General features: G+C 71.3%; 21 protein-coding genes and 1 pseudogene. 8 read left to right on the forward strand and 14 right to left on the reverse strand.

Annotated features, from left to right (window positions below; all coding sequences use genetic code 11):
• Positions 1–94: 94 nt before the first annotated feature.
• The 3 genes from ACLQ24_RS11705 (at position 95) to ACLQ24_RS11715 (ending at position 3,892) form a co-directional block, all read left to right on the forward strand.
• A complete protein-coding gene (locus ACLQ24_RS11705) occupies positions 95–1,816 on the forward strand; it encodes an RICIN domain-containing protein (RefSeq protein ID WP_425891195.1) in 1,722 nt (573 codons plus the stop codon).
• Positions 1,817–2,009: 193 nt separating this feature from the next.
• Complete coding sequence (locus ACLQ24_RS11710) at positions 2,010–3,608, forward strand: arabinofuranosidase catalytic domain-containing protein (RefSeq protein ID WP_425891123.1); 1,599 nt, start codon at positions 2,010–2,012, stop codon at positions 3,606–3,608.
• Positions 3,609–3,718: 110 nt separating this feature from the next.
• Complete coding sequence (locus ACLQ24_RS11715) at positions 3,719–3,892, forward strand: hypothetical protein (protein WP_425891125.1); 174 nt, start codon at positions 3,719–3,721, stop codon at positions 3,890–3,892.
• Between the two features lie 157 nt (positions 3,893–4,049).
• Here the strand turns inward: ACLQ24_RS11715 and ACLQ24_RS11720 are convergent, their stop codons facing one another.
• Together ACLQ24_RS11720 and ACLQ24_RS11725 are read right to left on the reverse strand one after the other, a co-directional pair.
• Positions 4,050–4,619: a hypothetical protein gene (locus ACLQ24_RS11720; RefSeq protein ID WP_425891127.1), complete on the reverse strand. Its 570-nt coding sequence runs from the start codon at positions 4,617–4,619 to the stop codon at positions 4,050–4,052.
• 289 nt (positions 4,620–4,908) lie between these two features.
• The gene (locus ACLQ24_RS11725) at positions 4,909–6,405 is read right to left on the reverse strand and encodes an arabinofuranosidase catalytic domain-containing protein (protein WP_425891129.1); all 1,497 of its coding nucleotides are present in this window, start codon (positions 6,403–6,405) and stop codon (positions 4,909–4,911) included.
• Positions 6,406–7,045: 640 nt separating this feature from the next.
• On the opposite strand from ACLQ24_RS11725, the gene ACLQ24_RS11730 reads away from it, so the two are divergent.
• Entirely contained in the window at positions 7,046–7,534 is a 489-nt protein-coding gene (locus ACLQ24_RS11730; RefSeq protein WP_425891131.1) for a hypothetical protein, read from the forward strand.
• A 3-nt stretch (positions 7,535–7,537) separates the two neighbouring features.
• Positions 7,538–11,884, forward strand: a complete 4,347-nt coding sequence (gene eccCb / locus ACLQ24_RS11735) for a type VII secretion protein EccCb (protein WP_425891133.1) — start codon at positions 7,538–7,540, stop codon at positions 11,882–11,884.
• Positions 11,885–11,897: 13 nt separating this feature from the next.
• Here the strand turns inward: eccCb and ACLQ24_RS11740 are convergent, their stop codons facing one another.
• The 3 genes from ACLQ24_RS11740 to ACLQ24_RS11750 are packed head-to-tail and all read right to left on the reverse strand — an operon-like array spanning position 11,898 to position 13,000.
• A complete protein-coding gene (locus ACLQ24_RS11740; protein ID WP_425891135.1) occupies positions 11,898–12,419 on the reverse strand; it encodes a hypothetical protein in 522 nt (173 codons plus the stop codon).
• Positions 12,416–12,682 carry a hypothetical protein gene (locus ACLQ24_RS11745; RefSeq protein ID WP_425891137.1) on the reverse strand — a complete coding sequence of 89 codons (267 nt, stop codon included), beginning with the start codon at positions 12,680–12,682 and terminating at the stop codon, positions 12,416–12,418. Before ACLQ24_RS11745 ends, ACLQ24_RS11740 begins: the two co-directional genes overlap by 4 nt.
• 51 nt (positions 12,683–12,733) lie before the next feature.
• Positions 12,734–13,000 (reverse strand): helix-turn-helix domain-containing protein, encoded by a 267-nt coding sequence (locus tag ACLQ24_RS11750; RefSeq protein ID WP_234582878.1) that lies wholly within the window; start codon positions 12,998–13,000, stop codon positions 12,734–12,736.
• Positions 13,001–13,101: 101 nt separating this feature from the next.
• On the opposite strand from ACLQ24_RS11750, the gene map reads away from it, so the two are divergent.
• Positions 13,102–13,920, forward strand: coding sequence for a type I methionyl aminopeptidase (gene map, locus ACLQ24_RS11755; protein ID WP_425891139.1), 819 nt, complete (start codon positions 13,102–13,104; stop codon positions 13,918–13,920).
• Between the two features lie 23 nt (positions 13,921–13,943).
• Here the strand turns inward: map and ACLQ24_RS11760 are convergent, their stop codons facing one another.
• The 7 genes from ACLQ24_RS11760 to ACLQ24_RS11790 all read right to left on the reverse strand — a co-directional run bounded on the left by ACLQ24_RS11760 (position 13,944) and on the right by ACLQ24_RS11790 (position 20,305).
• Positions 13,944–14,939, reverse strand: coding sequence for a sensor histidine kinase (locus tag ACLQ24_RS11760; protein WP_425891140.1), 996 nt, complete (start codon positions 14,937–14,939; stop codon positions 13,944–13,946).
• Positions 14,936–16,108, reverse strand: coding sequence for a DUF418 domain-containing protein (locus ACLQ24_RS11765; protein ID WP_425891141.1), 1,173 nt, complete (start codon positions 16,106–16,108; stop codon positions 14,936–14,938). Before ACLQ24_RS11765 ends, ACLQ24_RS11760 begins: the two co-directional genes overlap by 4 nt.
• A gap of 72 nt (positions 16,109–16,180) precedes the next feature.
• Entirely contained in the window at positions 16,181–16,825 is a 645-nt protein-coding gene (locus ACLQ24_RS11770) for a LuxR C-terminal-related transcriptional regulator (RefSeq protein WP_425891143.1), read from the reverse strand.
• Between the two features lie 41 nt (positions 16,826–16,866).
• The gene (locus ACLQ24_RS11775; RefSeq protein ID WP_425891145.1) at positions 16,867–17,694 is read right to left on the reverse strand and encodes a PIG-L family deacetylase; all 828 of its coding nucleotides are present in this window, start codon (positions 17,692–17,694) and stop codon (positions 16,867–16,869) included.
• On the reverse strand, positions 17,676–18,419 hold the full coding sequence (locus ACLQ24_RS11780) for an AbfB domain-containing protein (RefSeq protein ID WP_425891146.1): 744 nt from the start codon (positions 18,417–18,419) through the stop codon (positions 17,676–17,678). Before ACLQ24_RS11780 ends, ACLQ24_RS11775 begins: the two co-directional genes overlap by 19 nt.
• Positions 18,420–18,458: 39 nt before the next feature.
• On the reverse strand, positions 18,459–19,121 hold the full coding sequence (prfH, locus tag ACLQ24_RS11785) for a peptide chain release factor H (protein WP_425891147.1): 663 nt from the start codon (positions 19,119–19,121) through the stop codon (positions 18,459–18,461).
• Positions 19,118–20,305 (reverse strand): RNA ligase RtcB family protein, encoded by a 1,188-nt coding sequence (locus ACLQ24_RS11790; RefSeq protein WP_425891148.1) that lies wholly within the window; start codon positions 20,303–20,305, stop codon positions 19,118–19,120. The genes prfH and ACLQ24_RS11790 overlap by 4 nt, the downstream gene beginning before the upstream one ends.
• 558 nt (positions 20,306–20,863) lie before the next feature.
• Between ACLQ24_RS11790 and ACLQ24_RS11795 the strand changes: the two are divergent.
• Positions 20,864–20,989, forward strand: a pseudogene (locus tag ACLQ24_RS11795) (helix-turn-helix domain-containing protein); the annotation flags it as partial.
• Positions 20,990–21,150: 161 nt separating this feature from the next.
• On the opposite strand, the gene ACLQ24_RS11800 reads toward ACLQ24_RS11795, so the two are convergent.
• Positions 21,151–21,447, reverse strand: coding sequence for a hypothetical protein (locus tag ACLQ24_RS11800; protein WP_425891198.1), 297 nt, complete (start codon positions 21,445–21,447; stop codon positions 21,151–21,153).
• A gap of 35 nt (positions 21,448–21,482) precedes the next feature.
• Between ACLQ24_RS11800 and ACLQ24_RS11805 the strand changes: the two genes are divergently transcribed.
• Positions 21,483–21,671: a hypothetical protein gene (locus ACLQ24_RS11805; protein WP_425891150.1), complete on the forward strand. Its 189-nt coding sequence runs from the start codon at positions 21,483–21,485 to the stop codon at positions 21,669–21,671.
• A 405-nt stretch (positions 21,672–22,076) separates the two neighbouring features.
• Here the strand turns inward: ACLQ24_RS11805 and ACLQ24_RS11810 are convergent, their stop codons facing one another.
• On the reverse strand, positions 22,077–23,171 hold the full coding sequence (locus tag ACLQ24_RS11810) for an ice-binding family protein (RefSeq protein ID WP_425891152.1): 1,095 nt from the start codon (positions 23,169–23,171) through the stop codon (positions 22,077–22,079).
• Positions 23,172–23,261 lie beyond the last annotated feature (90 nt).

Here is a 23,261-nt window from a genome sequence, read left to right on the forward strand (position 1 = left end):
CCGCCCGACGACGCAGATCCTCTTGCGCCGCCGGGGAAAGCCGCCGCGCATCACGTACCGCAACACCCATACACGGACAACGATCACGGCACCTTTGGGTTACTGGTCAATAAGCGTGAACTTCTCCACGACCACCGGCACGCCGACCTACCGTGCGTCCGGATGGATCTACGGCATGACCGAGAACGCCAGTGGCCCGCCCGACCACTTCTACCGTGACGTCAACTTCCGCTACATGCGCGCCGGTGGCGCCCAACTGCCCGGCAGCGGCTGGGTCGGCGGGAACTACGACCGCCGTTGGAGCGCCACCCTCGCCCAGGCACGCCGGACCGTCGCCCTGGGCGGGCAGTTCATCCTGTTGCCGCACGACCTGTGGGGCGCGGACGGCGCCGGTATCTCGCGCTTCCCCGGCAACAACGGCAACTGGACGGACTACGACAACTTCCTGACCCGCGTCATCGGCGACGTCCGGGCGTCCGGGCTGTCCGTGCAGTGGGACATCTGGAACGAACCCAACATCACCATCTTCTGGAACCGGCCGATCTCCCAGTACCTCGAACTCTGGCGGCGTACGTACCAGCGGCTTCGCACGGAGTTCCCCAACCAGCTCATCGTCGGGCCGAGCTGCGCCTGCGTGCCGTCGACCTCGCACGCGTTCTGGAACCAGTACCTGGACTTCGTACGCTCGACCAACACCGTGCCGGACATCGTCAGCTGGCACTCCCTGCCCGGCGACCCGGTCGCCAACGTCGCGGCCGCCAACGCCACCCTCGCCCCGCGCGGCATCCCGCATCCCCGCCCGTACCAGATCAACGAGTACGGGGCGTCCAACGAGCAGAATCCGGCCGACGGCGCCTGGTACATCTCGCGTCTGGAGCGGGCCGGGGCGGACGGTCTGCGGGCCAACTGGGCCAGCGCCGGCAACCTGCACAACGATCTCGGCAACTTGCTGGTCCGCAACTCGGCCGGTCAGCACCAGCCCAAGGGGGAGTGGTGGGTCTACCGCTACTACGCCTCCCAGGCCGGGGAGATCGTGGCGGTGACCGGCAGCCAGTCCTACGACGCGTACGCCACGAAGGCGAGCGGGGTGGCGAAGGTCCTTGTCGGCGGTGGTCGTACGACCGGGAACCTGGCCGTCAACCTGCAACGTCTCGACACGACGAGTGGCGTGGTGCAGAACAACCAGGTGCGGGTGCTCACGCAGCGCATCCCGTACAACGGCGGTGGCGCGGTGCAGGGGCCGGTCACGGTCTCGAACACCGTCGTCAACGTCTCCAACAACAACGTCACGGTGAACCTGCCGTACGGCAACCAAGACGACACGTACACGGTGACCCTGCTGCCGCCCTCCGACGCGGGCTTCCAGTCGGTGGCGGTGGCCCAGCACTCCCAGCAGTGCCTGGACAACACCGGCCTGAGCACCGTCGACGGCAACGCCCAGCAGCAGTTCTACTGCGAGGGTGGTGACCAGCAGCTCTGGAACTTCCGGCCGGTCGCCGGCGTGGCCAACACGTACACGGTGGTCAACCAGCAGAGCGGCAAGTGCCTCGACGTCAGCGGCGCTTCCACCGCCAACTCCGCCGCGGTGATCCAGCGGACCTGCCAGGACGGGACGAGCCAGCAGTTCGCTCTCCGGAAGGTGACCTACTCCGGCAATGACTCGCACGACTACCAGCTCGTGGCCCGGCACAGCGGCAAGTGCGTCGACGTCAACGGGGTCTCCACGGCGGCCCGCGCATCGGTCATCCAGTGGCCCTGCAACGCCGTTAGCCAGGGCAGCCCGCTGAACCAGACCTGGCGGATCTGGGGGCGGTAGGCAGCACGCGAGAGCCCCGGCGGTGGCCGCCGGCACGGGCGGCCACCGCCGGAATCCCGTCGACCGGGCTTTCATTGACACTGATCAAAACGCACTCATACGATCGCTACGAATCGATTCGCCCGCCCCGCCACCACCCCTGCGGCGCGTCGGCACACCCCGTGCGCTGCCACGACTCCGAGGAGCCACCCCCGTGCGTACCCCGTCCCCCACCGGGCCCGGCCTGGCCCGCGATCCCATCCCGAGACGTCGCCTCCCGCGCCTGGCCGGCCTGGCCGGCGCGGTGGCCGGCGCCCTCGCCCTCGCCCTCGCCCTCGTCGCCGTCGGCGCGACGGCCGGCGCCTCGACGTCCGCCGCGGAGGCCGCCGCCATCGCGGCGGCCATCGTCCCGGGGCAGAGCACCACCATCGTCGGCGTCCCGTCCGGTCGATGCGCCGAGGTCCCCAACTCCAGCACCACCAACGGCACCCAGACCCAGCTCTGGGACTGCAACGGCGCGGCCGGCCAGACCTGGACCTGGACGTCGAGCAAGCAGCTCTCGGTGTACGGCAACAAGTGCCTGGACGCCTCCGGCCGGGGTACCACCAACGGCACGCAGGCGATCATCTGGGACTGCAACGGCCAGACCAACCAGCAGTGGAACGTCAACAGCAACGGCACCATCACCGGTGTGCAGTCCGGGCTGTGCCTCGACGCCAACGGCGCGGCCACCGCGAACGGCACCAAGCTGATCCTCTGGGCCTGCAACGGCGGCGCCAACCAACAGTGGACCTCGCCGACCGCCCCGCCGACCACCACCCCGCCGCCCACGACCCCGCCGCCGGGCGGCGCGCGCCCGTGCGACATCTACGCCTCCGGCGGCACCCCGTGCGTGGCGGCCCACAGCACGACGCGAGCCCTCTACGAGACGTATGCGGGCAACCTCTACCAGGTCCGTCGCTCGTCGGACAACACCACCCGCAACATCGGCCTGACCGGCACGGGCGGCACCGCCAACGCGGCGACGCAGGACTCGTTCTGCTCCGGCACGTCGTGCGTGATCACGGTCGTCTTCGACCAGTCCGGGCACGGCAACGACCTCTGGTACCAGGGATCGAGCGTGGTCCCGGGCTCGCCGCAGAGCAGGCCGGCCACCGCGACCTCGGAGTCCCTGACGGTGGGCGGCGCCAAGGCGTACTCGCTCTACATCAACCCGGGTAACAGCTACTGGCGTGACGGGCACCTGACCGGTGTACCGACCGGCGCCGCGCCCGAGGGCATGTACATGGTGACCAGCGGCACGCACGTCAACAGCGGCTGCTGCTTCGACTACGGCAACAGCGAGACGACCCGCAAGGCCGACGCCGCCGGCGCGATGGACGCCATCAACTTCGGCAAGCAGTGCTGGTTCGGCGGTTGCTCCGGCAGCGGCCCGTGGGTGCAGGCGGACCTGGAGTGGGGTCTGTTCCCGGGTGGCAGCAGCTCGTGGAACCCGAACCAGCGGGCGTTCACCAGCAAGTTCGTCACGGCGACGTTGAAGAACAACGGCACGTCCCGCTTCGCCATGAAGGGCAGCGACGCACAGTCGGGCAGCCTCTACACGCTGTGGGACGGCTCGCTGCCGTCCGGCTACAGCCCGATGAAGAAGCAGGGCGCGATCATCCTGGGCAGCGGCGGCGACTGCTGCAAGCCCGACGGAGGCGCGAACCTGAGCGCCGGAACGTTCTACGAGGGTGCCATGGTCGCTGGCTACCCGTCCGACGCGACCGAGAACGCGGTCCAGGCCAACGTGGTGGGCGCCGGCTACCGCTGACGGCGATCAGGACGTCGAGTCCCCCGCCGGCTCTGCGGCCGGCGGGGGAGCGACCTCGGTGAGCGCGGTCCGCACGACCTCCAGCAGGTCGTCGCCCGGGTGGTCGCGGGGTGGTCGGCGTCATCGCCGCCCTCCTGCTCCGGCCGGTAACCCTGCGGACCAGCCTCGACCTGCCGGACGCGGCCACGTCGGCGGCGGTGGCTGCCGACGCGGTCGACGGGGCGCCCGCCTTCGACCAGGTCTCCACGGAGGCTGCGGCGAAGGGGGCACCCGAGCGGCGCTGACGTCCGAGCGCACCAACGGGCCGCCACCGTCACGGACGGTGGCGGCCCCTCCGCGACAGTGACTGAATCGAGACGCCTGTGGAGATCGCGGAGCTGGCAGCGCACCCGGCCAACGGCTACCACGCGTACGTGCCCTTTCCCGCCACCGAGAGGGAGATCAGCCCACCGGTACGCCGTACTCGCGCTCGGTGAACAGGTCGATGTCGCGCGGGCCAAGCTTGGCGACCCGACGGGCGTGCAGGGCGAGTTGTCGACGTGCCTCGCCGAGGCGGCGGCTGGCGATCGTCATCTCGTCGGACGCCTCGAACGGCTCCCTGCCGCTGGCCTGCAACGCGGCGGCCAGCACGGCGTTGAACGCGGTCATGAGCCCGTTGGCGAGCGCGATGCCGTCCTGATCCGCGCGCGTCCAGATCTCCGACCAGGCAGCCTCCACGGTGACCATGTCCCGGGCCAGCCAGTCGTGCAGCACCATCGGCCCCAGCGGCCTGTGCCCGCCGAGCAGGTCGTTGCCCGCCTCCGGTAGGCCCGAACGCCAGTACCTGGTCTGCCGCAACGCCTCGGCCTTGTGCGCGAGGCGTAACGCGCCGGACAGCACCAGGACGTACGCCCGCTGAAGCTCGGCCCGCTCGCGCTGCCGCCGCTTGACCCGGCTGTGCGTCCACACGACGAGAAGTGAGGCGCAGGCGGTGATCGCGGAGCCGAGCAGGGCGGCGAGGGTTGAGTTCACACCGCCATGATGCCTGCCGCCGGTTGGCGTTGCCGCGCGCGGGTTCACACCCGGACAGGTTGCGCCGTCCGGGAGCCCGTCGGCGAGTCGTCAGACGTCAAGGACCTGTCAGCAGCCGCCGGCGACGCGCGGCGGATGTCGTGCGCCCGAATGGACGTCGCCCCCGGACGACCGCTCCGGACGTCCTTTCCCGCGCGGCTCGGGACCGTTCCCGGCCGGGCCGGGCCAGGTGGCGCGTGCGGACCCGGTCGTGGCCGCCGCCGTGAGGCGGGGCGGCGGCCACGCACTCTCAGCGGTAGCCGGCGGCGACGACGTTCGCCTGCACCGCGTTCTCGGTCGCGTCGGACGGGTAGCCAGCGACCATGGCACCCTCGTAGAAGGTCCCAACGCTCTGGTTGGAGTTGTCGATGCAGCAGTCCCCGCCGCTGCCCAGGATGATCGCGCCCTGCTTCTTCATCGGGCTGTAGCCGGACGGCAGGGAGCCGTCCCACAGCGTGTAGAGGTTGCCGGACTGTGCGTTGCTGCCCTTGATGGCGAAGCGGGACGTGCCGTTGTTCTTGAGCGTCGCCGTGACGAACTTGCTGGTGAACGCCCGCTGGTTCGGGTTCCACGAGCTGCTGCCACCCGGGTAGAGACCCCACTCCAGGTCTGCCTGCACCCACGGGCCGCTGCCGGAGCAGCCACCGAACCAGCAGCTCGTGCCAAAGTAGATGGCGTCCATCGTGCCTCGACCGTCGGCGCGGCGGGTGGTCTCGCTGTTGCCGTAGTCGAAGCAGCAGCCGCTGTTGACGTGCGTGCCGCTGGTCACCATGTACATGCCCTCGGGCGCGGCGCCGGTCGGGATGCCGGTCAGGTGCCCGTCACGCCAGTAGCTGCTGTTGCCGTTGATGTAGAGCGAGTAGACCTTGCTCCCGCCGACCGTCAACGACTCCCGGGTCGCGACCGCGGGCTGTACCGCGCCACCGATGCCCCCGGCTCCCTGGTAGCCGAGGTTGTTGCCGCGCCCCGACTGGTCGTAGATCACCGTGATGACGCACGTGGTGTTCGCGCAGAAGCTGTCCTGGGTCGCGGAGTTGGCCCGCCCGCCCGCGCTGAGCACGCCGATGTTGCGGGTGGTGTTGTCCGACGAACGGCGCACCTGGTAGAGCGAACCGTTGTAGGAGGCGTACAGGGCGCGGGTGGTGCTGTGCGCCGCGACGCAGGGAGTGCCGCCGGCCGTGTAGATGTCGCAGGGCAGTGGCGTGGTCGGCGGCGGCAGGGTGGTGGGTGGCGGAGTCGTCGGCGGTGGCGTGGTGGGCGGTGGCGTCGTCGGAGGCGGGGTGGTGGGAGGTGGCGTGGTGGGCGGTGGCGTCGTCGGATCCACCACGTCGTTGCAGGTCGTGCCGTTGAGGACGAAGGAGGCCGGGGTCGGGTTGCTGTCGGTCCAACTGCCGTTGAAGCCGAAGCTCGTGCTGCCGTTGGTGGGGATGCCGGCGTTGTAGGAGGCGTTGGTGACGGTGAGCTGGCTGCCCGCCTGGGTGTAGCTGCCGTTCCAGAGCTGGGTGACGGTCTGGCCGGCGGCGAAGTTCCAGGTCAGCCGCCACCCGTTGACGGCGTCTCCCAGGTTGGTGATGGTGACGTTGGCGCCGAAGCCGCCCTGCCACTGGGAGCTGACCACGTAGGTGACCTGGCATCCGGCCGCGGCCGCCGAGGCGCCGGTCTGGATGGCAGCGGCACCGACGAGCACGAGTGTGGCGGCCACGGCGGCGAGCGCCGGACGCCGGTGGCGGAGTTTTCTGAGTCGCACGTGCTCTCCTTGACGGTGAGAGTTGACGGTGTGCTGGAACGCGACCCGCTCCCCCTGCTCGGGCCCGGACTCTGAGCAGGGGGAACGGCGGGCCAGGGCCCGGTCCGCGGGCGCGTACGGCGACGCCGGGGCCGTCCGGCGCCGGGCAGGCACGTGCGGACGGTGTGGTCGGTGGACCACGGGAGACGGGTACGCGGCGTTACGGTCGCCGCCCACGACCCGGCCCGGGGTCGCGGCGGCCGGCGGTGACGTTGGCTGTGGTGTGGAGCAGACGGGCGGAGGCCGATCGACGGCCACGGCTCCTGGCCGCAGAGGGTGATGCCGACCCGCGGGCGCCCGTGGTCAGGCATCCATCGTCCGGCCCTCGGCACGGGTCGCCCGGTGGTGATCTCGGGCCGTCCCGTGCCGGCCACGCTCCACCCGCCCGCGCCGCGAACGACGTCGACCGCGCAGCCAGGACCAGCAGGTAGCGGGCCCGGTGACGGTCGGTTATCGACGGCCGTCGTTACGTTAGCGTTAACAGGCCATCCTGTCCATAGATGTCAGTCGGTGGTCTCCCCGAACGCCGCCCGGGTCGCCGCGTCGCCGCGCCCCTGTTCGGGGAATGAGCGAGGTGTCGGCCTGGTGTTGAATGTGGAGGGTGAGCGGACGGGTGCCGGAAGGGGTGGCGGCGGTGGAGCTGACGATGGTCGTGGAACCGCAGCACCCGATGGCCGCCGAACGACTCGACACCCTCACCCAGGGATTCGCCGAGGACCTGCGGGCGGTTTCCCGGTTACGGGTGACCCCGGCATCCGGTCCCGCGCCCGGTCCGGGGACGAAGTCACCCGAGGCGTGGGAGCTGGGAATGCTGGTGGTGGGCGGCCTCTTCTCGGCCACCACGATGCGCGCGATCGTCCAGGTCGCGATCGCCTACACCGAACGGACCAGAGCACGGTCGATCACCGTACGCAGCGGAGAGACCGAGTTGGTGATCACGGGAAGCACCCGGATCGACGATCCGCTCCTCGTCGCCGAGCTGGCACGGATCATCCAGACGCCGCACCGGTCCGACGCGGCCCTCGCCCCGTCCGACCCCGACCAGGCCGCGATAGCCCCGGGCGAGCGCCCGGGCGGTGACCGGGGGTAGACGGTGGGACAGCGCCTGGCTCTGCTCATCGCCAACGACCGCTACATCGACGACTCGTTGGCCGACCTCTACGCGCCGCGGGAGGAGGCTCGTGACCTGCAGAGTCTGCTGGCCGACGCCAACATCGGGGCCTTCGACCGCACCGTGCTGCTGGAGAACGAGTCGAAGAGCTCGGTGGAGCGCACGATGGAGACGATGCTGCGCAGCGCCGGGCCGGAAGATCTGATCCTGCTCTACTTCTCCGGGCACGGTATCCGCCGCGGCAGGCGGGGCCGGCTCTACCTGGCGGTCGCCAACACCGAGGTCGACTGCCTGTCGTCGACGTCGATCTCCGCGTCCTTCGTGCACGAGTTGCTCGACGAGTCCGAGGCCGCCAGCTCGGTCCTCCTGCTCGACTGCTGCTACAGCGGCGCCTTCGACCAGGCCAAGTCTCCGGCGGATCTCGACCTCGACGGGGAGCTGAAGACCGGCGACGGCCGCTACGTCATCACCGCGACCAACGCCGTCGAGCGTGCCGTCGACGGGCAGCCGGCAACGGCTGCCACACCGCGGCAACGCTCCGCCTTCACCGAGACGATCATCGAGGGCCTGAGCACCGGCGCCGCCGACCTGACCGGCCGGGGCCGGATCACCCCCGAGGACCTGTGGCGGTACGTGCAGTTGGAGCTGCCGAAGCGGACGAGCGAGCAGTCTCCGTGCCAGTTCGGTCGCGCGAGCAGCGAGGTGCACATCGCGTTGTCCCGCGACGGCCATCACCGCCCACGCGATCCACGCGACCCTCGCGATCCGCGTCTCGGTGATCTGCTGGGCCCCTTGCGGGCCCGGGAGGACGTGAAGCTGTGCGCCGTCGAGTGGCGTCAGCGTGGACCGCTCAAGGTGCCGGTCGGCCTGCACCACCGCATCGACCAGCCGAGCGGGGAACCGGTCACGCTCGACCTCGCCTCGTCGGAGGGGCACCTGCTGATCGTGGGGCGTCCCGGAATGGGCAAGACCACCCTCCTCCGTACGATCATCAGTGGGCTCGCGCTCACCCACTCGGCCGACGAGGTCGTGTTCCACTGCCTCGAATCCGGTGGCAACTGGCTCGGCCCGATGCGGAAGCTGCCGCACGTCGAGACGGTCCTGGGTGACGACCAGGTGGTCGAGCTGGGCAAGCTGCTGAGCCAGCTCGAGGACGACGTGCTGCGACGCAAGCGCCTGTTCCGTGAGCACGAGTTGGAGTCGCCGGCCAGTCTCCGGGCGCGGCGCGGCAGCCTGGACGCCGGCCCGCAGCCGGACATCTTCCTCGTCGTGGACCGGTGGCAGGACTTCGTCGCGCTGCAACCCGACTTCACCGGGCGGGTCGTCGAGCTGGCCAACAAGGGCCTGGGGTACGGGTTCCACCTCGCGGTGGTCGAGCGCAGTTGGCGTTCCATTCCGCAGGAGCTGATCGAGCTGCCGCAGCTACGGATCGAGACTCGCCTGTCGGAACCACGGGAGTCGATGGTCGACCCGGACCATGCCGCCCGCCTGCCCCTGTCGATGCCCGGTTGGGCCATCCAGGGGCGGCGCACGTTCCGCATCGCCCTCCCCGAGTTGACCGTGACCGACGTCGACCCGGACCTCGGCGCGGAGTTCGGCGTCGCGGTCTCCGACGGCGCGACGCCGATGATCTCCATGATCGCCCAGGCGTGGGGGCTGCCGCCGGTGTCCCGATCCCACGGCGCGCGAGGCGCCTGGGAGTCCCGGGACGAGGCGTTGGAGATCCTCGGATTCGTCGACTACGCAGCGCTCGCGGCCTTCGAGGGCGCTGCCGCCGCCGTGAATTCTGAGCAGCACCTCCGGGTGCCCATCGGGTTCGAGCTGGACGGGCAGCCGGTCCTGCTGGACCTGAAGGAGTCGGCCCGGGCGGGGATGGGCCCGCACGGTCTGCTCATCGGCGCGACCGGTTCCGGCAAGAGCGAACTGCTGCGGACGATCGTCGCGGCGCTGGCGACGCGCCACCCGTCGGAGGAGCTGAACTTCGTCCTGGTGGACTTCAAGGGTGGCGCGACGTTCGCCTCGTTGGAGGCGTTGCCGCACACCAGTGCGGTGATCACGAACCTGGCCGACGAGTTGCCGTTGGTCGACCGTATGCGTGACGCGCTCGCGGGTGAGATGGTGCGCCGGCAGGAGTTGCTGCGGGCGGCGGGTAACTATGTCTCGCGGTTCGAGTACGAGAAGGCGCGGGCGGCGGGGGAGCCGTTGGCGCCGATGCCGAGCTTGTTGATCATTTGTGACGAGTTCAGCGAGTTGTTGGCGGCGAAGCCGGACTTCATCGACCTGTTCGTGATGATCGGTCGGTTGGGTCGGTCGCTGGGTGTGCACCTGTTGCTGGCCTCGCAGCGCCTGGAGGAGGGCAAGCTGCGCGGTCTGGACACGCACCTGTCGTACCGGATCGGGTTGCGGACCTTCTCGGCGGTGGAGAGCCGGATCGTGCTCGGCGTGCCGTACGCGCACGAGCTGCCCAACGCGCCGGGGCACGGCTACCTGAAGACCGAGAATTCCACGATGGTGCGGTTCCGGGCGGCCTACGTGTCCCGGCCGCCCAGCATGGGCGATGCCGACCCGAGCGCCGCCCTGGCGGAATCCGGTGTGACGGTGCTGGACCTGGTGGTGAATCGGCTACGTGGCCGTGGGCTCCCCGCGCACCAGGTCTGGCTGCCGCCGCTGGCCGAGCCGCCGACCCTGGGTGAACTGCTGCCACCCCTGAGCCTGCACCCGCGTTTCGGGCTGTGCACCGCGGAGTGGTCCAGCCGAGGTCGGCTGACCGTGCCGGTCGGCGTGGTGGACCGCCCCTACGAGCAGCGCCGTGAGCCGATGATGGTGGACCTCGCCGGGTCGGGCGGCAACGTGGTGATCGTGGGCGGCCTGCTCAGCGGCAAGAGCACCCTGCTGCGGTCGATGATCGCGGCACTCGCCCTCACCCACACCCCACGCGAGGTGCAGTTCTTCTGCCTGGACTTCGGCGGTGGCGCGCTACGCAGCCTGGCGGAGCTGCCGCACGTGGCCGGGGTGGCCGTGCGGCGGGACACCGAGCGGGTCCGCCGGACGGTGGCCGAGGTGGTCGCCGCGCTCGACGACCGGGAGACCCGTTTCGCGCGCGAGGGCGTCGACTCGGTGGCCGACTACCGGCGTCGGCGGGCGGCCGGCGAGTTCCCCGATGACCCGTTCGGTGACATCTTCCTGGTCGTCGACGGCTGGAACACCCTGCGTCAGGACTACGAGGAGCTGGAACAGACCATCACCAACCTGACCAACCGGGGGTTGGGTTTCGGCATCCACGTGGTGGTCACCGCCGTGCGTTGGGCAGAGATCAGGATCGCCATGCGCGATCTCCTCGGCACCAGACTCGAACTTCGACTCGGCGACGCCGCCGAGTCGGAGATCGATCGGCGCGCGGCGCAGAACGTGCCGGCCGGCTCGCCCGGTCGCGGCGTGACGCCCGACAAGCTGCACTTCCTTGCCGCGCTCTCGCGCATCGACGGGCGGCAGGACATCGAGGACCTCGGCGAGGCGTCGGTGGCGCTGGCGCGGCAGGTGGCGGCGAGTTGGCCGGGCCCTGCGGCCCCGAAGGTACGTCTGCTGCCGCAGAAGCTGACCGTCGCCGAGCTGGCCAAGGTCGTCGACAGGTCCATGCCGGGGCTGCCCATCGGGGTCAACGAGTCCGCGCTGGCGCCGGTCAACCTCGACTTCGCCGTCGAGCCGCACCTGACCGTCTTCGGCGACGCCGAGTGCGGAAAGAGCAATCTGTTGTGGCTGATCGCCCGGGGCATCGTGGAGCGGTACACGCCGGCCCAGGCCCGACTGGTGATCGCCGACTACCGGCGGAGCCTGTTGGGTGCGGTCGAGGGGGAGCACCTGCTCGACTACGCGGCGTCGAACAAGGTGTTCGGCGAGAGCATGATGTCCATTCGCGGCGCCCTGCAGCACCGGCTGCCCGGCCCGGAGGTGACCGCCGCCCAGCTTCGCGAGCGGAGCTGGTGGAAGGGGCCGGACCTCTTCGTCCTGATCGACGACTACGACCTGGTCGCCTCGGGCGGCAGCAACCCGGTCAGCGCCCTGCTCGAGCTGCTGCCCCAGGCCCGCGACATCGGCCTGCGTCTGATCGTCACGCGCCGGGTCGGTGGTGTGGCCCGCGCGCTCTACGAGCCGGTCCTGCAACGCCTGCGCGAACTCGACTCGCCTCTCCTGCTCATGTCTGGCAACCGGGAGGAGGGTGCCGTCGTGGGCAGCCTGCGGCCCAGTCCGCAGCCGCCGGGTCGTGGCACGCTCGTGCGCCGCAGCGACGGTCAGCAGCTCATCCAGACGGCGTTGGTCGGTCCGGGCTGACCACCGCTGCGGGTCAGCGGGGGCGAGGCGCGGGAATGTCCGCGTACTCCTCGGATGCGCGCCGCTCGGCGGCCGCCGCCTGGGCCGTCGCCTCGGCGATCCGGGCGGTCAGCCGGCTCGCGGTCGCACGCACCGCCATCGGCGCGGTGGCCGAATCCGATGCGGGAACGACCTCGCCCTCGCCGTTGACGACGAGACCCGCGAGGCGTGCCTCGGCGGCCGCCGCGAGAGCGAGCCGACGCGCCCGGGTCAGGTCGTCGTCGCGAGCCGTGACCGCGCTGGCGATCCGGGTGTACGCGTCGTGCGCCTCGTCGAGGTGGCGCACCAGCCATCGGAGGACCTCGTCGGTGTCCTGCTGGCCCGATCCGGCCCGCCAGTGACCGGCCAGCAGGCGATGCAGCCGCCGGAGATCGTCGGCTGCCTCGCCGAGCGCCTGCGCGGCCTGCCTCCATCGCTCGCCCCGGTCCGCGTCGCCCGTCGGCGGCGCGGCCACCAACCGCGCATAGGGCAGGGCCGCGGTGTCGTCGGTCGTCATCCGTCACCACGGCGAGCGAACCGGCGCGCCATCTCGTCGTCGGTGGCCGCTACCGAACCCACGACGGTACGGATGGCGTCGGCGGCCTGACGCAGCTCCTCGGTGATCCGCGGTAGCTCGTCGATCCACTCCACAACGGAGGCAGGGGACGTCTCGTCGGCGACCAGGGCTCGGACCGCGTGGAGGCGGTTCGCGACCGTGTCGATGTCGCGAGCGACATCACGGAGGTCCTCGGGATCCATGTCGAGGGCGCTGCTGCTCATCGGTCGCTCACCTCCCGCGGCAGAAGGCCACCCGCGTCTCCGATCGAGCGCTCAGGACGCCTCGCGGACGCGTAGGTCGGCGAGCCACACCTCGGCGAGGTCGCTGAGCGCGACACCGAGGACCTCGCTGAGGCAGACCACGGTGCCGAACGCGGGCGCCGGAAGCCGACCCACCTCGATCTTGCGCAGGGTCTCCGGTGAGATGCCGGCCGCTAGGGCGACCTCGACGAGACTGCGGCTGCCCCGCGCGACCCGGAGCGCCGCGCCGAGGCGTTGCCCCGCGGCGATCTGTTCCGGAGTGAGCGGTGGCCGAACCATGTGAGCAGGATAGTTCCGCCCTCGTGGACCGGCAATGTCGACCCGCTGGACTCTCGCGCCACGTGGTATAACTATACCGCATCGGATGGGGAGGATTGATCGTGATCGAGCTGAAGTCCGCCGCGGAGATCGATCGGATGGCCGTGACCGGCCAGTTCGTCGGTGAACTGCTGGCCGAGCTGCGGGGGGTGGCCGCCGTCGGCGTCAACCTGCTGGACATCGAGCACCACGCCCGCCGCCGTATCCGGGAGCGGGGCGCCGATTCCTGCTACTGGGACTACACGCCGTCGTTCGGTCGTGGGCCCTTCCGCAACGTCCTGTGCCTCTCGGTCAACGACGCCGTGCTGCACGGACTGCCGCACGACTACGTCCTGCGCGACGGTGATCTGCTGAGCATCGACATGGCGGTCCAGATCGACGGCTGGGCCGCCGACTCCGCGCTGTCCGTCGTCGTCGGCACCCCCGCCCCGGCCGACCTGAAGCTGATCGAGGCCACCGAGGTCGCGCTGGAGGCCGGCATCGACGCCGCGCGGCCGGGCAACCAGCTCGGCGACATCTCCGCCGCCATCGGCGAGGTCGCCCACCGCTACGGCTACCAGGTCAACAACGAGTTCGGTGGGCACGGCATCGGCCGGACCATGCACGAGGCCCCGCACGTGCCCAACAACGGCCGTCCCGGTCGGGGCATGAAACTCAAGCCCGGCCTGACGGTCGCGATCGAGCCGTGGTTCTGTCGCACCACCGACAAGATCAAGTTCGACCAGGACGGCTGGACGATCCGATCCGCGGACGGCTCGCGCTCGGCCCACTCCGAGCACACCGTCGCGGTCACCGAGGCCGGTCCCCGCGTGCTGACGCCTCGGCCGGGGCAGGTCGCAGGGACGGGCAGCCGCAGCGGACAGTCGGCCGTGTCGTCCTGACGCTCCGCGCGGGCCCGCGCCGATCACCCGGGCTCGATCGGAATCGTGACGGTGACCCGCGTCGGGCCGCCGACCGGGCTGTCGACCGACAGGCGGGCGTCGATGGCGTCGAGCCGGCCGGTGATGCCGCGTAGTCCGGTGCCAACGCTCGGGTCGGCGCCACCCGTACCGTTGTCGTCGACGTCGATCCGCACCACGTCGCGGACCTGACCGAAGGTCACGCACGCCTCCGTGGCGCCGCTGTGCTTCGCCACGTTGGCCAGGGCTTCGGCCACCGCGAAGTACGCCGCGGTCTGCACCGCCGGCGGCAGTCGCGCGGGCGGGTCGCCGATGACGGTGACGGGCACCGCGAGGTCGAGCGCCAGGGCGCGGACGGCGTCGCCGAGCCCGCGGTCGGCGAGGACCGGAGGGTGGATGCTCTGGGTGACGGTGCGAATGTCGTCGAGGGCGGCGGTCGCCGTGGCACGGGCCTCCGCCAGCAGGCGTGCGGCGCCGTCGACATCGCGGCGCAGCAGGTCCCCGGCCAGACCGAGGGTCAGCGCCAGGGACACCAGGCGGGCCTGGGCACCGTCGTGCAGGTCGCGCTCGATCCGTTTCAGCTCGGCCGCCTGCTGGTCCACCGCGCCGCGGCGGGAACGGGTCAACGTGGCGATGCGCTCGGTCAGCTCCCGTTCGCGGGCGCCGGGAGGGCGGCTGATGACCCACGCGTGCAGCCCGACGATCGTCACCAGGCCGAGCAGCGTCCAGGCCGGCCAGAAGTAGCCGCCGCCGGTGAGCACCCAGACGCTGAGATCGGCGCACCCGATCAGGGCGCAGGCGGCGGCGTCGAGGGCGAGCCAGAGACGCCGGCCCGGTGGCACCCGCAGTGCCCGCCGCAGCAGGAGCCGGCCGAGCAGGACCATGCCGACCCCGAAGTACACCCACCGGGGCCAGAACACGCCACGTCCGGTGACCAGCCAGGCGACCGTGGCCGCGACGCAGAGCGTCCCGGCCACGGTCCTGCGGATGGTGGCGGTCATCGGCGGGTGGTGCGGTAGGTGATGCGTCGCAGCAGCGTCTCCGCCGGCCCCCGGTGACCGGTGACACTCAGAGCCCAGGCGGCGGCCAGCGACACCAGCCAGGTGACGACTGCCACGCCGGTGGCTGCGTACGTGCCCTCCAGGTGCAGCGCCCACGGTGCGAACAGCGCCAGCCACACCGCGGACTGCAACAGGTACCCGCTCAGCGACCGTTGCCCGAGCGCGACCACCGGGGCGAGCAGGGCACGGCCGCGGCGGGCGCGGTCGAGTCGCAGCGCCAGCAGGCCGAACAACGCCACGTAGCCGGGCCCTCCGTACTCGCCGCTCACGGCGTGGACGAGTGCCATGGCCTTGACCGTAGCGGCGTCGACGTGCACGGCACCAGCGGCGATGAGCGCGTACGGGAGCGCGCCGACGACGGAGATGCCGAGGCAGCCGACGGCGACGCGGCGCAGCAGCGTGCGGTGCGCGGCAGGGTTCTCCAGGATGCGGTGCCGAGCCGCCCAGATGCCCAGCCACACGATGACGATGAACGGGAGCACGGTGGCGGTGTGGACCGGCCACTCGGCGAGGCGGTCGAGGACGGACTGGCCGTACGACGAGGCGGCGAGCGACGGGTTCGGCGTGTTGGTGAGGACGGCGTTGCCGCCGCGCGCGCCGACCAGCGCGGTCACCGCCAGGACGCCCGCGTACGCGGTCTGGATGCCCCAGAGCCACAGCACGATGCGGTGGAACCGGTCGCCGCGGCGCAGCAACAGCAGGGTGGCGACGATACCGACGATGCCGTACGCGCCGAGGAAGTCCCCGAAGTACAGCAGCGTCGCGTGGCACAGGCCGAAGACGATCAGTGCGGCGTTGCGCCGGAGCAGGATTCGCCGTCCGTCCTCGCCCTGTCGTCGGGCGATCTGCACGAGGCCGTACCCGAACATGACGGCGAAGACCGGGTAGGCGCGGCTGTCGACGAACGTCGCGAGGACGGCGTTGACGACCCGCTGCGCGCCGTGCGGCGTGCCGTCCAGGCCGGGCTGCCCGCCGAAGGCGGAGTTCGCGGCGTTTGCGAGCGCGATGAACAGCAGCATCGCGCCGCGGGCGAGGTCGGGGGCGAGGGCGCGGTCGGTGCGGGGGACGGGGCCCGGTTGGAGGGTCGTCGTGCCAACGGTTGCGGTCATGTTCTCAGGCTCGCCGCCGACGGGGTGTGTTTCGAGGAGCCTGGGACCCCTCCCGTGGTGGTGCCAGTACCCCTATGCGTCGAGGTAGGCGAGGACGGCCAGGACGCGGCGGTTGTCGTCCTCGGACGACTGCAACCCGAGCTTGGCGAAGATGCTGTTGGTGTGCTTGGCGACGGCCTTCTCCGTGATGAACAGGGCGGCCCCGATGGCGGCGTTGGACCGGCCCTGCGCCATCTGCGCCAGCACCTCCCGCTCACGCGGAGTCAACCGGTCCAGGGGCAGCACCCGCGTCCGGCTGTCGAGCAGCTTCGCCACCACTGTGGGGTCGAGCGCGGTGCCACCCGCGGCCACCCGGCGGACCGCGTCGACGAACTCACCGAGGTCGGAGACCCGGTCCTTGAGCAGGTAACCGATCCCGCCGTGGCCGTCGGCGAGCAGTTCCCGCGCGTACAGCCGCTCCACGTACGCCGAGAGCACCAGCACCGGAAGCCCCGGCACCTCGGCCCGCGCCGCGAGCGCGGCCCGCAGACCCTCGTCGGTGTACGTCGGAGGCAGCCGTACGTCGACCACGGCCACGTCGGGACGGCGGTTGACGAGTTCGGTCAGCAGGTCCGGCCCGGTGCCCACGGCGGCGACCACCTCGAAACCGTGTGCCTCCAACAGCCGGATCAACCCGTCCCGCAACAGCACCAGGTCTTCCGCCACCACCACCCGCACCCGGCAACGGTAGCGGGCCCGCCGCCGGGTGTGGGTACGCGTCAGCGTAGGCCGGCGAAGAGGTCGTCCTCGGGCACCGGCGCGTCGGTGGTGTCCCGTACCCGAACGAAGGTCTCGGTGCCCATCAGCTCGGTGAACCGATCCTGGCCGAGTTGGAGGAAGAAGATGCTCTCGGTCTGGCTGGCGTGCGCGGCCAGCGCCTCGAACTTCTGCGCACCGTAGCTGCGGGTGTCGACCCAGGTGGTGATCTCGTCGTCGGGCAGACCCAACTCGGGCATGTCCGACGACTCATCCGGCTCGGCCCACTCGATGCCGAGCTCCTTCATGATCCGGCCGAACTCCGCGAACGCCGTCCGCGGCACGGTGGTCCAGTAGACCTTCGCGGGGATGTCGGTCTGCGCGACGGCGGCCATGGTGATGCGGTGAGCCTGGATGTGATCCGGGTGTCCGTAGAACCCATTCTCGTCGTAGGTCACGATGACGTCCGGCTGGTAGCGGCGGATCAGGTCGGCGAGCCGGTCCGCAGCCTCGGCCACCGGCGTCGTCCAGAAGGAGCCGGGCTGGTCGTTCGTCGACCATCCCATCATCCCGGAGTCTGCGTAGCCGAGCGTCTCCAGGTGGGTGACCTTCAACGTGGCCGCGCTGGCCTCCAGCTCCGCCTGACGCATCGCCACGACGGTGGCCGGGTCGTGGCCGGGCTCACCGGGCTTGACCCCGCCGGGGCCGTCGCCGCACCGCCCGTCGGTGCAGGTCACGAGGACGGTGGTGACACCTTCGGCCGCGTACCGGGCGAGGACGCCACCGGTGCTCGTCGCCTCGTCGTCGGGGTGCGCGTGCACCGCCATCAGGGTCAGGGATCGCTCAGCCATGTCACCACCCTACGACCAGCGTCGCATCCGGTCAGGCGGCGACCGCATCCTAGCCACTCGCCGACCGGCCCTTTGGTCTGGAAGGTGGCGTCCTGCCGGTCCGTGGCGCTGGAACTGGCGCTCAGCGGGTCGATGCGCAGCAGGTAGTTGTAGTGACGGAGGTAGCGGGTCGGGAAGTTGTAGGAGCGGAACGAGGTCCAGGAGGCGTCGGCCAGTCCGGCGGTGCGGTAGAAGGTCGCGTCGGCCCGGAACACCGAACTGTAGTAGTCGTTGTTGACCGGGCTGTACGAGTCGCCCCACAGCCGCCAGCCGCTGCCGTCGACGGCCTTGACCAGCAGCGGCGCCTCGATGCCGCTGCCCTGTAGCAACCCCGAGGTGTACGTGGTGAAGCTGTTCGGCGCGCCGGTGCCGGACCGGGCGCCGTAGAGGTTCCCGTTGGCGAGGTTCTTGTAGTACAGGTAGGTGGTGCCGCCGTCGACGACGACGTCGCCGTCGAGGACACCGAAGCCCGGGCCGAAGAACACCTGCGGCGAGCTGACCGTGCGGAAGTCGCTGGTGTCGTTGACCAGGAACACGTCCTGGCCGTTGTTCGCCGAGTAGACGATGGCGTACTGCCCTCGGGCCGCATCCCAGAAGGCGGTCGGCGCCCACGTGTGGGTGTTCAGGGTGTGCATCCGGATCGGGCGGTAACCGGTGAAGCTGGTCAGGTCGGTCGAGTCCCACACGTGCAGGTACTGGCTGGTCTGGTTCCAGTGTGCCCGCCCTCAGCGGCCGGAGGCCGTCCGCCCGCGCCGCTGCCGATGCGGCGCGGACACTGGCTCCGGGCGTTCGATGCGGGTCGGATCGCCCCGCACGAGGTCGTCGTGGATGCGCCAACGGGCGGTCGTGACCGCGCGGCGGGCCGCCTCGTCGCCGCGCTCGACACGTTGGCGCAGCAGCTCGAGGGCGATGCGCCGGTTCAGACTGAACTGCCGTTCCTCGTCCACCACCACGACGAGGCCCGAGGGGCGGTGAGTGGCGCGTACCGCGGTGCTTGCCTTGTTCCGGTGCTGGCCGCCGGGACCGCCGGTGCGGCAGCCGACGATGTCGACGTCGGCCTCGGCGAACGTCGTCGGCGGCGCGTCGCTCGGCGGCGGTTGCGCGGTCACGTACCAGTTCTTTCGACCGGTGCCCGGGCGGTAGGGGCTGGGCGCCTGCCAGCACAGCGTCCCCGTCCAGGAGGCGGCGAACGCCTCGACGTCGACGCCGGACAGCCGGATCAGCACCGACCGGTAGGTGCCTGGACGGTCGCCGGGCACCGCATGGACCCGCTGGACCGTCACGCCCTGCCGGCTGGCGTCACCCTCCAGGCGGCGCAACAGGTGCGCCAGCGCCCACGCGCACTCCCGCGGCCCACGGCCGGCGGACAAGAGCAGGTGCGCGTTCACGACCGACCCCGCCCGCGACGCGTGTCGCGCCGATCCGACCGCGGCACGGCCCCGACATCCGGCGTCTTGTAGGTGACCAGGGGGATCGTGGTGGCCACCGGCGTGGCGAGCCGGTGCTCGACGAGATCGCCGATCACCCGCTCGATCCGCTTGTACGCCGTGGGCGCCTCCTCGAAGAGCAACTGGCGGTCGCCGCACACCACCAGCGAACCCACCGGGGTACGCCGCAGCTCCTCGACCGTGTGCTTGGCACGGCCCCGGCGCAGGGCGTCCGCGCGGGACATCTTCCGGCCCGCACCGTGCGCCACCGAGTGGTTGGCGTCCGCCCCGGCGTGGGCCGCCACGAGGTACGACGCGGTGCCCCGCGTACCGGCGACGAGCACGTCGCGACCGTCACCGGGTGCGGCCCCCTTGCGGTGCAGGTAGACGCCATCGCGCACCTCGACCAGGTTGTGGCACTGGTCGACGACCGGCTCGGTCGGCTCGGCCCCCAGGGCGTACGCGACCCGGGCGGCGAGCAGCCGCCGGTTGAGCGAGCCCCAGCGCACCGCCTCGTCGTGCCGGGCCAGGTACGCGGCCGGGTCGGGAGCGGGGCCCGCCCCGTGCGTCTCGGTGTGCGTCCGCAGGATCCGCTCACCCAGGCCCCGCGAGCCGCTGTGCACGACGAGGACGAGGTCACCCGTGGCCAGTCCGAGACGGTGCGCGTGCTCCGGTGCGAAGACGGTGTCGACGCGAGCCAGCTCGACGAAGTGGTTACCGCGGCCGACCGTACCGAGACCGTCCCGATGGCCGGCGGGAACGTCGCCCGCGAGGACGGCCCAGGCCGGATCGTCGGCCTCCCGGTCGGGGTCCAGCGCGCGGTCGAGGTCGGGGAACCGGGCGGCCAGCCGCTCGGTTACGACGCGTCGGAGGCGGATGGGGAACACGGCGATGCCGCAACCGATGTCCGAGCCCACGAGGAACGGGTACAGGACGGTCGACGCCATGGCCGCGCCGATGGGGGCGCCCTTGCCCGGGTGCAGGTCCGGCATGCCGGCGACGTGGACCATGCCGTCGAGGGCGGCCACCTGCCGGCACTGGTCCAGGGCGGCGGACTCGATCCAACTCGCGGGGGACGCGAACACGGCAACGGTGGCCGGGGCGGACCGGGACGAAGACTCCCGAGGGGAGTGTTGCTCAGACAACGACGCTCACTTCTCGCTGAATCGCAAGGGGACGGACGGCGGTACGGCGCCGAGCGGCGCGAAGCGGCCTCGGCGCGGTGCTCGGGTGGTGTCCGTCAGTACGTCATGGCATCACTCTGGCGACGCCCGTCGCGCGCGGCAAGTGATTATCGGCGAGGCCTCGACGCCTGGCCGCCTGGCCCCGCAACCGTCCGGTCAGGTACGTCGGCGGATGTCGCTCGCGCGGCGTCGACGTGTATCCGCCGCGTTGTTGGCCGGCGCGCGTCCAGGCCACCCCGCGCGGACCGCAGGCGGTGGCCAGCGCGCTCTGGGCGGTGCACGGCGGGCAACAGGTCGGGCCGCCGGAGCTGATCAGGTCCGCCGGCTTCTGCCTGTACGCCGGCCCGGCCGCCTCGGAGCAGTTGGCCCGTCGCGCCTGGCTCGAGGGTGGCGGAGCGCCGGCAGCGGTCGCGCTCCGCGCCGCCCTGATCGAGCAGGGACGCGCCGTCGGGCTGGCCGGACGCGACCCCACCGTGATTGGCGGTATTCGACGACCCCGCGAGGGTGGCGGGGCTGACCGTGCGGGAGAGGCAGATCGCCGGGTTCGCCGCCCGGGGCCTGTCCGACCGGGAGGTCGCCGAGGCGTTGGTGCTGTCGGTGCGTACCGTGCAGACACATCTGGGTCGGGCCTACCGCAAGCTGGCGGTGACCTCGCGCGGGACCTGTCGGACGCGTTACGGCCGGCCGGCTGACGCGGGTAGCCCGCCCGAGTCAGTGGTCGATCCGCATGTACAGCGCGGTGAGAAGGGTCGCTGGCTGACCCGCAATGCCGATGTACCCGGAAGCGGCATACCTCAGAGGCATATTCATACCTCTGAGGTATGCCGCTCACCACCGTGTCCGTCCCGACCGGGGGTGACCGACGCCTCACTCCCTGCGTGGACCCTGCCCGGCTGGCCGAAGAGCGCGATCCACCCGGCGACCACCGCGCCGATGATCACCACCGGGATCCACTTCAGGATGTTGCCGATCAGCTCGGCCACGTTCATCGTCACGCTCAGCCGGAAGTTCACGGTGGCGGTGCTGAGCTGATCCCAGTACTGCGCGATCCGTGGGTCCTGCCCGTGTTCGGCGAAGTCGTCGCTGCTGTGGTTGTCCGACACCTTGCCGCTCTTGGCGTCGACCCAGGCAGTACACCTTGCCGGCCAGGGCCAGCGGGCGACGCTGGTCGCTGTCCGGACGTCGGTCCAGCACGATCGCCGGGGCGAAGCTGCCGGCGCCGGAGACCACGCCGGCCACCGCGCTGTCGTACGGTTTGTCGGCCAGCTCCAACGCGCCGGTCTCGCCGATCACGAGCACCGCGCCCGGGATCGCCGACGGCAGGTGACCGGCCGCGACGTCGAACTCCTCGGCCAGGTCGGCGTTGCCGAGCGAGATGTCGCCGTGCGCGCCGTCGATGACCACGGTGTACGCCCGGCTGCCCGGGTTGGCGAAGGACATCGAACTCTGGTCACCTTGTCGTTCGCCAGGCTGATGGTGCTGGTGCCGCCGTTCATCCCGATCGTGTACGCGTGGGTGGTGAAGTTGGTGAGCACCAGGGCGTTGTCGGCGCCGTCGAGCACGACGGCCCGGGCGGCGACGGTGTCGGCGGTGATCGTCGTCGGCGGCGCCGCCTGGGCGTCGCACTTGGCCGTCGGCGTCGCCGTGGCGGGTGGTCCGTCGGCGCGCTGCCGCGAAGCTACCGACGCCGATCGAGGCCCGGCCGGCAGGTCACACCGGCCGGGCCCGTCGATCAGGACTCCAGCAGTCGTCGGCGGCTGGCGAGGAGGAACACGAGCACGCCCAGGGTGACGAGGGCACCTCCGACGCCCGTCAGAGCAGGCACCACGCCGCTGCCGGTGACCGGCAGGATGTCCTCGCCCGATCTCCCGGGTGCGCCCGGGCTGCCGGGTGCGCCTGGGCTGCCTGGTGCGCCGGGTGCTCCGGGGCTGCCTGGTGCGCCGGGTGCTCCGGGGCTGCCTGGTGCGCCGGGTGCTCCGGGGCTGCCGGGTGCGCCTGGGCTGCCGGGTGCGCCTGGGCTACCAGGGGCGCCGGGGCTACCGGGTGGGCCGGACGGCCCGGCTGGTCCGGTGGGTCCGGGTGGTCCGGTCGGCCCAGCGCAGACCGGAGCGGAGATGACGTTGGTGTCGAGGGTGACGGCGGCGGTGCGCGCCAACGCCCGGCCCTGCAGCGTCGCGCCCGTGGCCATCGTGATCGAGGCCTGGGCCATGATGGTGCCCACGAAGGTGGTGCCCGTGCCGATCGTCGCCGAGCTGCCGATCTGCCAGAACACGTTGCAGGCCGATGCTCCGTTGGTCAGGACGACGCTGCTGTTCGACGCCGTCGTCAGCGACGAGTCGACCTGGAAGATGAACACGGCGGCGGGATCGCCCTGACCGTTGAGTGTCAGTGCCCCGGTCAGCTGCGCGGCCCCGATCCGGTAGACGCCCGGATTGAGCGTGTTGCCGCCGAGTTCTGCGGGCAGGTTGGTGAACGGCGTCCGACCGGCGGCGTCATTGTAGGCGATGGTCAGGTCGCTCTGGGCCTGCAGCGCCACCGCATCACCAAGGTGGACCTCGCCACCGATGGTCGCGGTCCCGAAGCCCGACGCGGTGTTGCCGGGGAACCTGCCGAGGCTCTGGGCGAGGAAGCTCGGGCCGGTGTTGGTCGGTTCGGCGCCCGCCAGGACGGAGAAGTTGCCGGCCGTACCCAATCCCACCGGCGCATCCGCCGCGTTGGCGGCGGTCGAGCTGAAGAGAAGCAGGCTGGCGGCCACGGCGACGGCTGCGGATGCCCCAAGGGCCGGCAGGACCGCCCACCGCCAACGACGAATGGGTTTTGCTGTCAAGATCAACCTCCGTGCTGAAAGCTTGCAGGAGGCGTTGCGCATCCTGCTCGATTCGGCCGGATGGAACGGCCGAGTGCGCTGACCACCACA

It is taken from the genome of Micromonospora sp. DT4, assembly GCF_049841675.1.
Classification (GTDB): domain Bacteria; phylum Actinomycetota; class Actinomycetes; order Mycobacteriales; family Micromonosporaceae; genus Micromonospora.